The sequence below is a fragment of the Thermaerobacillus caldiproteolyticus genome, assembly GCF_013761245.1.
Lineage (GTDB): Bacteria > Bacillota > Bacilli > Bacillales > Anoxybacillaceae > Thermaerobacillus > Thermaerobacillus caldiproteolyticus.
On record NZ_JACDUT010000013.1, the window covers coordinates 1 to 13,074 of the forward strand.

Below are 13,074 nucleotides of genomic sequence, written 5' to 3' on the forward strand. Positions count from 1 at the left end.
AAAAAATTAAACAACCTGAGTCCTTATGAATATAGGACTCAGGCTGCTTAAATGTTCTTTTTTATTCCTGTCTACTTGACAGGGGTCACTTCAATACAAAGGTGGTCTTCCATTTGCTTTAGAATCAACATTAAAGTTTAACAGAACAATAAGAAAGTGTCAGTCCCGTTCGGCTCACAGCGTGTCGGCTGCTTGAATTAACAGCTTCGCTGACACGCTTCCGGTCATCGCAGGCACAGCTAGTAGAAACAAGCATTTCTCGTTGGAAGAGGAGATACCCGCTCTCCTTACCTTTCTTAATGATTCCACTTATACGTCCAAAAACGCTCTGTTTTGAGCCATTCAAGCGCGTCTTGGCCTCGTTTCGCTGCTGCTTTCATCAGTCCCTCCGTTTGCGATCGATGCGCTTGGATGGCTGCGATTTTTTTGTCAATGACCGCGCTGACATCACGGACGATGTCGGGTTGTCCGAGTTCTTGTTCGCAGTTTTTCGCGAAAGCGATGCAATGGACGGGCGGACGCTTTTCTAGCGGCAGGCGTTCGAGGGCGCGGATGACCGCGGCACCGCACGCGTCATGGTCGGGATGGACGCTGTAACCGGGATAAAACGTAATGATCAGCGACGGATTCGTTTCAGAGATGATTGCGCCAATGTGGTCAGCAAGCATATCTTCGTCTTCAAATTCAATCGTTTTGTCTCGGAAGCCGAGCAAGCGCAAATCGCGAATACCAATCGCTTGGCATGCGTCTTCTAACTCTTTTTTTCGAATGAGCGGCAGCGTTTCGCGATTGGCAAAAGGCGGCGTTCCCATGTTTCTCCCCATTTCTCCAAGCGTCAGGCAAGCGTATGTAATCGGTGTTCCCTCTTCCGCGTGCAATGCTAATGTCCCAGATACACCAAACGCTTCATCATCGGGATGTGGAAACACGACCAATATATGTCTTTCCATTTTCAACATCCTTTCATTTTAAAATGGTTCATGGCTTAACTGTAACGCGACAGCGAGTCTTCCTTCGTAATCGTGGCCTGCCAACAGCAATTGTCCTTTGTCCGTGACTTCCCAATCCGTCAAACCTTCTGCATACACCCAGCCAAAATCAAGCTTCAATCCGACGCGGTAAGGTCCTTTTCCAACAATTTTTCCGTGGCTAAAACGAATACGGCCGTTGCGAATGTAAGCCCCCGCTGAGAAAAATCCTTCATTATGGTGCGACGCATACGCTCCGTTTGTTGTTTCTAAATGTAAATACACATCTTGATTCGCAAAACGATTGAGAACAGTCTGTACTTCTTGAATGTTAATTGGCTGCAAAAAAGCTCCCTCCTCGAGCCTCATTTTTTACTATTTTACATGAAAGAGGCACACAAAAGGAAACATTTCGCCTGTACGAATGTTTTTGTTTATAATAAAAAAGAAAGATATGCGAAAACGTAGCTTCATAGGTTTAGAAACTTGCACCAAAATGAGGATGAAAGAGGTGGTTTCGATGAGTTTTCATGGGGAAGGTGTAACGTTTTTAAACATAGATGGCACTTACGTTTCGCAGCAACAACTTCTTCGCATGCCGCATGAATGGATCGATTTGACGGATGTAGCTCATACGAATTTGTATTGTGAAGCTGAGTCATTGCGTGAACTTGAAACGCGTATCCGTCAACGCACTCGAAGAGGACTTGTCTTCATCGGTAGCGGAAACTATCATTATATTTCTTATTTGCTATTAAAAGAGATCAAGCAACCATTTACACTTGTCTTGTTTGACTACCATACTGATATCGGAACCGAGCAGGAAACGATGATTTCGTGTGGTTCATGGGTTTCTTATGCATTAAACAATATTCCTTTACTGCAGAAAGTAATTATAATAGGACCAATATTGCAGCAACATCCTCGTTTTTCTTCTAACATCACGATCTTTCCGAATGAATATCCATTGCTTTCTCCAAAACTTCTTTTGTCCAATATTCCATCTGAGTCTGTTTATATTAGTATTGATAAAGATGTGCTTTGTCGCGATGAAGCGGTGACAAATTGGGAACAAGGAACGATGACATTATCGTCTTTACTGGCATGTCTACATCAGCTGCTGTCTTACAAACGGGTAGTCGGTGTTGATGTGTGCGGTGAGTATCCGCAAGCTTCAATTGATGTGCTCCATCCGGTTTGCCGTGAAGCAAATCGAAAAAACGAGCATGCGAACTTGCACATTGCAGAAACGTGTCTGCAACATGTTGCATCACATCCGCGCTTTGCCTAATATCATTCTCACGCATTAAGCCCGGTCTTTTGCTTAAAAAGAAAAACCGGGCTTTTTTTTGTAAACGTGCGAAGGATAGTATATCAATAAATGATCCGAAATGTTTTTTCATTAGGGATGGGGGTGATGTCTTTTATTTCGATATTTGTTACTTTCGCAAACGGCGATCCTTCGTGCAGTTTTTCAATAAAGGATTGAATGGCTTCTTCGTTACCTTGTACCTCTAATTCCACTGTTCCGCTCTCATTATTTTTGACCCAGCCAGTTAACTGTCGTTTTGTGGCTTCGTATTGAGTAAAGTAGCGAAAGCCGACCCCTTGAACACGACCGTCAACGATGGCATGCAACCGTCTCATTTTCGTTTCCTCCTTGCATTTCTTTACAAAAATCATACAACAGCCCAAGCTATTTTGCATACGTTGAATACGTGAAACGATATTGAGTTTGACGGAGGGAAGATGATGCATCATCAAGAAAAAGCCACCGGTATGTACGCGCAAAAAGCGGTGATGTATGATTTGCTGGCTTGCTATTATAAATACCGTGATCCTCAAAAGCATATGATGTATTACCAAAAGCATTACGAATATATGAAAAAGTTCATGGAAGCGTACCATGAGCGTGAACAAGATGAAGATGTAAAAACGGCGATGGTCCGCGTATTCCATGCGTCACCAACCGCAACAGCAGTCGATGTGTATGTGAATGGACAAAAAATTCTTCAAGGATTCAAATATAAACAAATAAGCCAATACGTCAAAGTTCCGACCGGAGAATATCGAATTGAAATTTATCCATCCGGACAAACAGATCGCCCTGTACTCAGGCAAACTGTCTATATTTTACCAAGCTTGCGTTATACACTTACTGTCATTGATACAGTCGATCGGTTGCGGTTATTTTCATTTTTTGACAACCCATACGTATCGTATGGAGAAACGAAAGTGAGATTTGCTCATTTATCTCCTAACGCCCCGGCAGTTGATATCACGGTGAAAGGGAGAGATGTGCTGTTTGACAATGTACGTTACAGACAAGTAACCGATTATAAAAAAGTACCAGTGAATGAACGGTTAGACTTAGAAGTGCGTCTAGCAGAAACGAGTGAAGTCGTCTTACTGGTACCAAATGTGCGATTTGGCGCAAATAAATCATACACAATTGCGGCAACAGGATTAGTGAAAGGATCACCAGAATTAAAAGTAGTCTTAATGGAAGAATAGGTGAAGGTGAGGACAGTGAATGAAAGTGTCCTCGTTATTAGTATGAAGGAATTACATGTTGATAGTGAAAAAGAACAAGGATATCTGAAACGTCAGACACCCTTGTTGACTAGGAGCAGCCTGTTCACTTTTTCTTTCACAATTTCTTCAAGGAGGGGATGGTACCCTAAATAGTTGCATAAAATCCATTGTTTGTTGGACGACGAAAGGGAACGGAGCTTTGTTTCGATTGTTTTCATTAATACACCCGTAAATAATAAATAAGGAACGACGAAAATGTTTTTGTACGAAGAGCGACTTGCTTCGCGCAAACCATCTTGAAGAGATGGTCGAATGGCGGCTAAAAAGCATACATCGACACGCGGAACATTTGTTTTTTCTTGAAGCAATTGTGCGATAGTGGCGATATCTCGCCTTGTATCAGGGTCGCTGCTGCCTCGCCCGACAAGAAGAATCATTGCATCATCATCGGGCGATACGGATTGCTCAGCGATTCGTTCGGTTACAATTTGTATCATTTTTTCATGGACGCCGAATGGCTCGCCTAGAATGATATCAAGATGAGGATAGCGCTGTTGAGCTTTTTTGATTTCTTCTGGAATATCGTGTTTGGCGTGTCCTGCTGCCAAAAGCAAGACAGGAATGACGGCGATGCGTGTCGCTCCCTTATGGACGCATAGATCAATTCCAGTTGCAATATCCGGTTCCGTCAGTTCAATGAAGCATGTCTCTTGAATCGAAATATCGATGTTCGCTTGACATCGTTTTACAAATGCAATTGCTTCTTCACAGGCTTTCGCAATGCGACTGCCATGGCAAACGTATAATACGGCTTGCATGATGCACCTCGTTAAAATGCTTCGTTAGCTAGTGGTTGTTGTTGCAGTAATAGTTGTTCAAACCATTGGATTTTTTCTCGCAATGTGACAACTTCTCCAATAATAATCATGCTTGGATTTTTGATTTGGTGTTCGTTGACGACTTCGACAACCGTACCAAGCGTGGCAGTCACTGTCCGCTGTTCAAGTAATGTTCCCCATTGGATAACGGCCACCGGAGTTGTAGGTGATTTTCCATATTTCATCAACTGGTCACGAATGTATGGAAGGTTACTGATTCCCATATAAATTGCTAACGTATCGATGCCTTTTGCAAGGCTTTCCCATTTTATTTCTTCATGGCTTCCGTCTCGCTTATGCCCCGTAATGAAGGCAACGCTTGAGCTGAAATCGCGATGGGTAACAGGAATGCCGGCGTAAGCAGCTGCTGCAATCCCGGAGGTAATACCAGGAACGATTTCAAACTCAATGCCGTGTTTCACAAGTGCTTCTGCTTCCTCACCGCCTCTGCCGAATACGAATGGATCGCCCCCTTTTAAGCGAACGACTGTTTTTCCTTTTTTTGCATGATGGATAAGAAAATGATTGATTGTCTCCTGTTGCATCGTATGATAGCCTGGCAGCTTTCCGCAAAAAATGAGTTCCGCTTCCTTTTTGGCGTATGCTAACAATTCCTCATTAATGAGACGATCGTATAAAATGACATCGGCTTGTTGGATATATTTGAGTCCTTTCACGGTAATGAGTTCCGGATCGCCAGGACCAGCTCCTACCAAATACACTTTGCCCATCTTCGTTCAGCCCTTTCCTTTTCGATTAACGGCGGGGTTCACGATAGACAATGAACCCACTGCCGCGACGAATCGGTTTTTTTTCATGAAGAGAAATATCAATAAAGTCAGGTATTTTTAAAAAATGTTTTTCTAGTTCTACTTCAACGAGACGAAACGCTTGTTCATCATCGTGTGCCGCAATGACCACGTAAATGATGTCTGTTTGGGTTGTTACTTCAAACCGATAAAGATTCATCATTTCTACCTTTAAGCAACAGTGCTTAGTTGTTGTAAAATGCGGTCTAACTCAATTTGTAGAGTCTCTAAGCCGACACGATCAAGATAGTCTAAAAACGCTTCGCCCGGTAGTTTTGTTTCTTTGAAATAGGTTAGTAGTTGTAAAAGTACTTCTGGAAGTTGTTCGGCGTCAACTTTCCCTTTTAATTTTTCGTTGAATTTGCCTCCGTTTCGTAATGTACCGCCGACGTAAATTTCGAAAGCTTCAACCATACCTTTGTCCTTTGTCTTCATTTTAATTCCTTGCAAGCCGATGTCGCCGATTTGTCGCTGACCGCATGAGTTTGGACAACCGACCATATGGATCCGTACCGGAACATCAAGCTCCAGATGGTCATCTAAATATTCCGCAATGCGCCGCATACGCTCTTTTGTTTCAACGATTGCTAAGTTACAAAACTCTATGCCAGTACAAGAGACGGAATAACCGACGAACTTTTTGGGACGAATGGTAATCCGCTTAAATACTTTTTCTTGTAGCACCGCATCGACATTTTTATCTGGAATATTCGGAATAATTAAGTTTTGCGAGTTACAGAAACGAACTTCGCCGTTACCGTATTGACGGGTGATTCTCGCAATCTCAAACACTTCATCCGCGCTTAAGCGGCCGACCGGTACGTTAAAGCCGATATAGTTGAGCCCTTGCTGTTTTTGTGGATGAACGCCGTAGAAGTATCCTGCGTTCCAGCCTTTTTGCACATCTTCTCCCTTAGATGGAAGCGGACCAGTGAGTTCGAGAAGCTTTTCTTTAAATTTTTCGACGCCCCAGTCAGCGACAAGGAATTTGAGGCGGGCGCGATGGCGTTTTTCGCGATAACCGTAGTCACGGAAAATGGTTGTTACAGCGATCGCCACATCTTTCACTCGATCCGGTGTCACGAAGACATCAAGTGTTTGTGCAAGATGTGGAGCGGATGATAAACCGCCGCCTACTTTGACATGGAAGCCGAGTGTTTCTTTTCCGTCAATCACTTTTTTCGCCGGCGTAAACGAAAGGCAATGAATCTCGGCATTGGCCGTATTATAGACGTTTGCGCTGATGGATATTTTATATTTGCGCGGTAAGTTTGAGAAATCCTCATTATGTTGGAAAAACTCGTATACCTCCCGAACGATTTCTCTTGTATCGAACAGCTCATCTGGGTCGATACCAGCGATCGGGTTGCCAACGATATTGCGGGTAATGTCACCACAGGCGCCGGCAGTGGACAACCCAACCCGTTTTAATCGATCGAAAATGTCAGGAATTTGCTCGATTTGCAGCCAGTGAAATTGAACAGCCTGACGGGCTGTAATGTCAAACAGGCCACGACCGTAATCACGGGCGATTCCTGCTAATGTTTCTAGTTGTTCGTTATTTAAAATGCCGGAAGGGACGCAAACACGCATCATAAAGTAGCCAGCTTCTTTTGGGCGCTGCAAGTAGAGACCCGCCCATTTAAAATAATCCCATTCCTCTTGCGGAATGGATGCGAACCCATGTTCAGCATAGTATGGAATGTCTTCGAAAATTTTTAGACCATCTTTTTGTAATTTTCTCAACTCCGTTTTGTTTAAATTTGGATTGTTGGCCCATACTTTTTCATATGCCATTTATGACTCCCCCTTAATAAAATGTCGATCGCGCAAGTACGCAATCACTTTATTTACACATTCCTCAATGGAGTGAAGGTGTGTTTCAATCGTTAATTCGGGTGAAACCGGCTCTTCGTATGGTGAATCAATGCCGGTAAAATCGCGGATTTCACCGTTTCGAGCTTTTTTATACAGCCCTTTTGGATCACGTTTTTCACACTCTTCCAGTGGGCATTTCACATAAATTTCAATAAACTCATTATTCTCAACTAAACTGCGAACGAGTTCCCGGTCTTGTGCAAAAGGAGAGATGAAAGCCGTTAAGACGAATTGACCGCTATCGACGAATAGTTTGGCGACTTCGCCGATACGGCGAATGTTTTCAGTACGGTCTTTGGCAGAAAAACCTAAGTCTTTATTTAAGCCGTGCCGAATATTATCTCCGTCTAATACGTAATTTTGAATGCCAAGCTCAAATAGTTTTTTCGAGACAGCGTTGGCCACGGTGGATTTACCGGAGCCGGAAAGGCCTGTAAACCATAAAACGCAGCTATGATGACCGTTTCGCTTTCGCCGGTCTTCTTTTGTAATTGTGGTGTGATGCCAGACAATGTTCGTGCTCAATGTAGCTCCCCCTTTAATGAGTAGAATGGGAAACGGCTTCGCGTTGCTGTAATCCCTTTATGAGTACTTGAACAACTTCAGGGCGGCTGAATGTGCTTGGAGGTACTTGGCCGTTCCGCAACATTTCGCGCACTTTGGTTCCGGATAAAATGACATGGTATTCACGGTCATGCGGGCATGTTTTCGTTGATGCCATCGCTTCGCATTTCGTGCAATAAAAGCTATGTTCAAAAAATAGCGGAGTAATGCCGAGCTCTTCTTGTGTGAAATTCAAGAAAATTTTTTGGGCATCATATGTCCCATAATAGTTGCCGACACCGGCATGGTCGCGTCCGACGATGAAATGGGTGCAGCCAAAGTTTTTGCGTACCATCGCGTGGAAAATCGCTTCGCGTGGTCCGGCGTAGCGCATCGCTGCTTGGAAGACGCCAAGAAAAACTCGGTCTTTCGGATAATAGTTTTCGAGTAACACTTGATAGCTTTCCATACGAATATCGGCCGGAATGTCATCGGATTTCGTTTCACCGACCAGTGGATTTAAAAATAAACCATCAACAGTTTCAAGGGCGCATTTTTGAATATACTCGTGAGCTCGATGGACTGGGTTTCTGGTTTGGAAGCCGACGACGGTTTTCCAGCCAAGTTCGGCAAAATGCTTTCGTGTTTCCACTGGGTCGAAATAGAATTGAGCAAATTTGCCTTTATTAGTGCGTTTGACAAGGGTTATAGGCCCGCCGACATACACGTTCGGTTTTTCAAATAATTTCTTTACGCCTGGATGATTTAAGTCATCGGTTTTGTAGACAAGGAGCGCTTCTTTTTGTTTATCCGGTTGATAAATTTCTTGAACCTCGATGACTCCGTATACGTCGCCATCATAAACAAGCTTTACCGTTTCGCCGACGGAGAGCTCTTTTGCCTTTTCTTCGTTGATGGCAAGCGTAATCGGAATGCTCCAAACGGTACCGTCAGCAAGGCGCATCGTTTCAACGACTGCATTGTAATCTTCTTTTCTTAAAAATCCGGTAAGCGGGCTATAGCCACCGATTCCGATCAGTTCAAGATCGCTTAGTTCTGCGTTGCTGAGCGGAATTTCTTTGTGAAGGGAGTCAATAGGATAATCGGGATTCCAACGGTTGATTAATGTTCCTCCATGTGGAATGCTTACGCTCATTTTTCATTCCTCCTAGTATATTATTCGTATTGGATAACTATGCTTTACTATTAAATGCCGCTGCCATCTTCATATAAAGACCGATTTTCTTCGGCCATCGTTTTCTTTAAGCTGATGATGCCAAGAGTGGCAAGACAGACGCTAAAAATCGCTACGATCGTGTAAAGGTCGCTGTCTAGCAGTAATTTGACGAGACTGTAAGAAATAACAAGCGAAAAGATCGGCGAAATAAGCCAAACTTTTAATAATTGAATGACGACTCGTTTTTGCCAAATGTAAAATCCGGTTTTCGCCGTACCGATGCCAATGATGGCTGATGTTGTAATCTGTGTTAATGGTACCGGTAATCCAAAAATGGATGAGATGATGACGAGAATGGCACCGGTACCGGAAATAGCGATTCCTTCAAACGGAGAAAAGTTGGTAATCTTTTTTCCGTTCGTTTCAAGCACGCGCCTTCCTAGTAAAGTGGCGCCTAACGCAACGAACAATCCGCCGAAAATCGTTCCGTCTGTCACGGAAATTAATCCGGCACCGACTAGTGGCCCCACCGCATTAGCAACGTTGTTCATTCCGGCTGAAAATGCCTCGAAAAAGCCGGTAATAATGAGTAGTGTCATAAAACTTTTTTGCCACGTTCCTTGTTCGACTTGAGGATACTTTTTCTTGAGCTTTAAAAACCATTTGCCGACGACGAAGGTGAACGCGAACGCGATAATGGGAATGATCACCCAAATGGAAGCAATGAAAAGAAGTTTTTGCACGTATAAAGCTTGATAGGCGACTCCAACGCCGACAATAGAGCCAACAGTAATTTCGCTCGTTGATAAAGGAATGCCCATAATGTTCGCTGCAAATAAGGAGATTGCTGCAGCCGTTAAAATAATAATGACAATTTTAATCGTTAAAATGGATGAAGGAATAATGCCGGAGCCAATGGTTTTGACGACTTCACCTCCGCCGAGACTTCCAAGAAATACACCAAGGCCGCAAAGAAGAAGGGCGATATACTTTTGTTTAATTGCTCCGGACCCATAAGCAACTCCCATTGCGGCCGCCGCTCCGCTTGCCCCAATGTTCATCGCGAAGAAGAAGGAGACGATAAAAGCAATGGTGATTAACATGTTTTCGGCTCCTCCTATGATTCATGAAGACCGCATTCGATTTTTTCATGTCCGGCCCATCTTCCCGAGCGTAAGTTTTCTAAATCATAAACAGGGGAAGTGCATGGTTCGCAGCCGATGCTTGGATAGCCTTTATCATGGAGCTCGTTGTACGGAAGCTCATGCTTATGAACATAATTCCATACATCTTTCCATGTCCAATGAATTAATGGACATATTTTAATCGATCGGAATTTTTCGTCTTTGTTTAAATACTCGACATGTCGACGTGTGGACGATTGTTCGCGCCGCAAGCCGGAGATCCAAGCGGACACACCGGTTAATACTTCACGCAACGGCACGATTTTGCGCAATTCACAGCACTTATTCGGATTATGTTTCCACAATTCATCGCCAAATTGTTTTGCCTGCTCGTCAAGTGATAAGTTTGGTTGTTTCATAATGATGCGAAGAGATGGATATTTCTTTTTTACTTTTTCAATCGTTTCATAAGTTTCACGAAAATGAAGCCCTGTATCAAGAAAGACGATTTCGGCATCCGGTTTTACTTTGGCGATCAAATCGATTAAGACGATGCCCTCAATACCGAAGCTACAGGCATATACGATATCATCTTGATAATGGTCATATGCCCAAGCCAAAACATCTAATGCTCCTTTTGTTTCATTGTCACTTGAAAATGACGGTTTTTCTTCGTCCCACGTATGATACGTTAACATATGTTGTTCCCCCTACATGTGATTGCTATAAAAAAAGGCGATCTTCCCCTCTATGGTTTGCATGCAAAAAAAGGGAAGCCGCCTCTAGTTTGTCTAGTCAGCGTACTTTTTAATTTATCTTAATCTTACTTTCTCGTTTTTTTCCAGCTGAATAATTTTACCGTCTTGAATAACAAGAGTAATAGAACCAAACTTCATGGAATCTAACATTTCCTTAATTTTTGTAAAAATGGTCTCGAGTTGTTGCTGATCGTTGCCCACAACAGTCCCTCCTTGCCATCTTGGCTTTTCTTATTGTCTAGCTCGGCAGTTAGCTCTTCTGAGTCCAATCGCTTTCACGCCCTGAAGCGCACGTGAAGAACAATAGGATCGAGAGAGAATCACACTGCCTTTGACTTTGATAATAAAAAAACTTTCCATTTCGGAAAGACTGAAGAGGTAACGTATTCTACCTTATCTCCCCAAAATGGTTCCCATTTGGCTGGATTTAGCACCTTGCTTCTGAAGAAGTAGGTTGCCGGGGTTCATTGGGCCAGTTCCCTCCGCCGCTCTTGATAAGTATGGAATTGACTAAAATTTTAACATAATTCTTTCAAAAGTCAACCCGAGTTTTTCGATAGGAATTATTTTTAGATAGAATAAAAAGGGAGGTGAATGAAAAAGAAACCGCCCTCTTGAAGCGAACATTGTGGCTATAAAGCCGCTGTTTTATACGTTTGATGACAACGCTCACTTGTGCTGTAGTTCCATACGCATAAATTTTTCTTGTATTTGCCCTATAAATCCCGCAAAGCAGTATACATAGGTGGAAAGCGTCTCTGTTTGCTTTTCGTAGATGACATCCATACATTTTGGGTCAAAGCCGAGATGTTTTAATGCCCGCTGTAACATTTCGCCTTCGTCGCTTTAATTGATAATGGGAATTCCTGATGATGCAGCCGCTGTTTTACGATTTCTTAATGTTTGATGTTTCAAGATCTGGCAATTCCATCAGTGCGGAGACCGTACGCTTTGGAAAAGCCATAACCGCATCTTCTGTTTCTTCACCAAAAATGCCATTCGCTCCATACCTAGGAAGAGGGAAGACAAGGCGAATGAAATCTTCTTGAATTTTTTTCACAAAAGGTCTGTGATTTCTGATTTTTACAAGTAAATGTGATGATGCTCCTTTGACCTGTGGTTGCTTTACTGTTTTTTCATCTCTTTGTTGGAATGTGTCTGTTTACATCTTGAATACATCCATCCTATGTCACACCATAAAGACAAAAGGCATCAAGCGGATCGGTTCCTCGTTCTGGATCTAATGTGCGATGCGCGACAATGTGTTTCGTTGGATCGAGTCCGAAGATATGCATGGTGCCAGACATAAAGCTTGTGCGCCTCATAAAAAATTAATACGTTTCCTGTAACGGAGTTCCATCCCAATGAGCCGAGATTTCTTGTTGGTTGACGATAAAAACTTGACATTTCTAATTTTTCGCTTGAACGCGTATTTCTGTAGTTGATATAATCTTTTGTCATTTCGTACACCATGTTTGTCCATTCTTCTTGGCACTGTACGTGTGTTTTAGCGTATGTGACAATCGCCAAGTTTGTTAAAATAAAAAAGGACGGAATGCTCCATCCTTTCTATTTTTTTCGTAAATTTCCCAACTCTTCCGCAATGGCTTGCATTTCGCTTGGGCTAAACGTTGCTTTTTTCATGACCATCTCGTAAATGTCTTTTAACTCGTCATACCATTCTTCGGAAAAATGCGACGGTTTAATGGCATCGAAGTTTAATACTTTCAGTTTCTCTTTTATTTTTTCCACCATATATTCAACATTTTCAAAGGATTTCTTCGATAAATCCATTTTTGTCATTCCCTTCTTCTTCATAATTACGTTTATTGTAACACACATTTTAGACAATAAAAGTAGTGAAAGGTATGCATCGCTATTTTAATTTTGTTTATAATGGGTATCGAAGGGAGATGTAGAAATATGGTGAAAGTGCTATTTGTCTGCTTAGGAAACATTTGCCGTTCGCCGATGGCGGAGGCAATTTTTCGGGATTTAGTAAGAAAAGAGGGGCTAGAGGGAAAAATTACTGTTGATTCTGCCGGAACGGGAAACTGGCATATCGGGAATCCACCGCATGAAGGGACGCAACGGATTTTAAAAGAAAATAACATTGATTTTACGGGAATCCAAGCACGGCAAGTCAATGAAGAAGATTTGCAAACATTTGATTATATTATCGCGATGGATGCAGAAAATGTCGGAAGTTTACGGCGTTTAGCTGGTTATAATAAAACAGGATTCATCGGTCGCCTTCTTGACTTTGTACCAGATAGTGATATGGTTGATGTACCAGATCCATACTATACTGGAAATTTTACAGAAGTATACGAATTAATTCAAAAAGGGTGTCAACATTTGCTTGAAACGATAAAAAAAGAGAAAGGACTCTAGCCAGAAAAGG

At 42.6% G+C, this 13,074-nt stretch carries 18 protein-coding genes and 1 riboswitch; of the genes, 3 read left to right on the plus strand and 15 right to left on the minus strand.

Annotated elements, in window-relative coordinates:
* Window positions 1-296 precede the first annotated feature (296 nt).
* Window positions 297-950: a bacillithiol biosynthesis deacetylase BshB2 gene (gene bshB2, locus HNR31_RS15815; protein ID WP_181557154.1), complete on the minus strand. Its 654-nt coding sequence runs from the start codon at window positions 948-950 to the stop codon at window positions 297-299.
* 18 nt (window positions 951-968) lie between these two features.
* Window positions 969-1,313, minus strand: a complete 345-nt coding sequence (locus HNR31_RS15820) for a YojF family protein (RefSeq protein WP_181557155.1) — start codon at window positions 1,311-1,313, stop codon at window positions 969-971.
* A 175-nt stretch (window positions 1,314-1,488) separates the two neighbouring features.
* Here HNR31_RS15820 and HNR31_RS15825 point away from each other — a divergent pair, with 175 nt between their 5' ends.
* Window positions 1,489-2,259: an arginase family protein gene (locus HNR31_RS15825; protein WP_181557156.1), complete on the plus strand. Its 771-nt coding sequence runs from the start codon at window positions 1,489-1,491 to the stop codon at window positions 2,257-2,259.
* An 83-nt stretch (window positions 2,260-2,342) separates the two neighbouring features.
* Here the strand turns inward: HNR31_RS15825 and HNR31_RS15830 are convergent, their stop codons facing one another.
* Window positions 2,343-2,615, minus strand: coding sequence for an acylphosphatase (locus HNR31_RS15830; protein WP_181557157.1), 273 nt, complete (start codon window positions 2,613-2,615; stop codon window positions 2,343-2,345).
* A gap of 105 nt (window positions 2,616-2,720) precedes the next feature.
* On the opposite strand from HNR31_RS15830, the gene HNR31_RS15835 reads away from it, so the two are divergent.
* On the plus strand, window positions 2,721-3,482 hold the full coding sequence (locus tag HNR31_RS15835; protein ID WP_181557158.1) for a DUF4397 domain-containing protein: 762 nt from the start codon (window positions 2,721-2,723) through the stop codon (window positions 3,480-3,482).
* 92 nt (window positions 3,483-3,574) lie between these two features.
* Here the strand turns inward: HNR31_RS15835 and HNR31_RS15840 are convergent, their stop codons facing one another.
* The 12 genes from HNR31_RS15840 to HNR31_RS15890 form a co-directional block, all read right to left on the minus strand.
* The gene (locus HNR31_RS15840) at window positions 3,575-4,321 is read right to left on the minus strand and encodes a sirohydrochlorin chelatase (RefSeq protein WP_181557159.1); all 747 of its coding nucleotides are present in this window, start codon (window positions 4,319-4,321) and stop codon (window positions 3,575-3,577) included.
* An 11-nt stretch (window positions 4,322-4,332) separates the two neighbouring features.
* Window positions 4,333-5,112 carry a uroporphyrinogen-III C-methyltransferase gene (gene cobA / locus HNR31_RS15845; RefSeq protein ID WP_181557160.1) on the minus strand — a complete coding sequence of 260 codons (780 nt, stop codon included), beginning with the start codon at window positions 5,110-5,112 and terminating at the stop codon, window positions 4,333-4,335.
* 25 nt (window positions 5,113-5,137) lie between these two features.
* On the minus strand, window positions 5,138-5,350 hold the full coding sequence (locus HNR31_RS15850) for a DUF3906 family protein (RefSeq protein WP_181557161.1): 213 nt from the start codon (window positions 5,348-5,350) through the stop codon (window positions 5,138-5,140).
* 11 nt (window positions 5,351-5,361) lie between these two features.
* On the minus strand, window positions 5,362-6,987 hold the full coding sequence (locus HNR31_RS15855; RefSeq protein ID WP_181557162.1) for a nitrite/sulfite reductase: 1,626 nt from the start codon (window positions 6,985-6,987) through the stop codon (window positions 5,362-5,364).
* Window positions 6,988-7,593, minus strand: coding sequence for an adenylyl-sulfate kinase (gene cysC, locus HNR31_RS15860; protein ID WP_181557163.1), 606 nt, complete (start codon window positions 7,591-7,593; stop codon window positions 6,988-6,990).
* Between the two features lie 13 nt (window positions 7,594-7,606).
* On the minus strand, window positions 7,607-8,767 hold the full coding sequence (gene sat, locus HNR31_RS15865; protein WP_181557164.1) for a sulfate adenylyltransferase: 1,161 nt from the start codon (window positions 8,765-8,767) through the stop codon (window positions 7,607-7,609).
* 50 nt (window positions 8,768-8,817) lie between these two features.
* On the minus strand, window positions 8,818-9,891 hold the full coding sequence (locus tag HNR31_RS15870; RefSeq protein ID WP_181557165.1) for an inorganic phosphate transporter: 1,074 nt from the start codon (window positions 9,889-9,891) through the stop codon (window positions 8,818-8,820).
* Between the two features lie 14 nt (window positions 9,892-9,905).
* Entirely contained in the window at window positions 9,906-10,610 is a 705-nt protein-coding gene (locus HNR31_RS15875) for a phosphoadenylyl-sulfate reductase (protein WP_181557166.1), read from the minus strand.
* Window positions 10,611-10,724: 114 nt separating this feature from the next.
* Window positions 10,725-10,841, minus strand: coding sequence for a YezD family protein (locus HNR31_RS15880; RefSeq protein WP_228485735.1), 117 nt, complete (start codon window positions 10,839-10,841; stop codon window positions 10,725-10,727).
* A gap of 219 nt (window positions 10,842-11,060) precedes the next feature.
* Window positions 11,061-11,171: riboswitch (SAM riboswitch) on the minus strand.
* 385 nt (window positions 11,172-11,556) lie between these two features.
* The gene (locus HNR31_RS15885; protein WP_181557167.1) at window positions 11,557-11,730 is read right to left on the minus strand and encodes a hypothetical protein; all 174 of its coding nucleotides are present in this window, start codon (window positions 11,728-11,730) and stop codon (window positions 11,557-11,559) included.
* Window positions 11,731-11,854: 124 nt separating this feature from the next.
* Window positions 11,855-11,977, minus strand: a complete 123-nt coding sequence (locus HNR31_RS18985) for a hypothetical protein (RefSeq protein ID WP_258561114.1) — start codon at window positions 11,975-11,977, stop codon at window positions 11,855-11,857.
* Window positions 11,978-12,239: 262 nt separating this feature from the next.
* Window positions 12,240-12,464: a DUF1128 domain-containing protein gene (locus HNR31_RS15890; RefSeq protein WP_181557235.1), complete on the minus strand. Its 225-nt coding sequence runs from the start codon at window positions 12,462-12,464 to the stop codon at window positions 12,240-12,242.
* Between the two features lie 129 nt (window positions 12,465-12,593).
* On the opposite strand from HNR31_RS15890, the gene HNR31_RS15895 reads away from it, so the two are divergent.
* Window positions 12,594-13,064: a low molecular weight protein-tyrosine-phosphatase gene (locus HNR31_RS15895; protein ID WP_181557168.1), complete on the plus strand. Its 471-nt coding sequence runs from the start codon at window positions 12,594-12,596 to the stop codon at window positions 13,062-13,064.
* The last annotated feature ends 10 nt before the right edge of the window (window positions 13,065-13,074 follow it).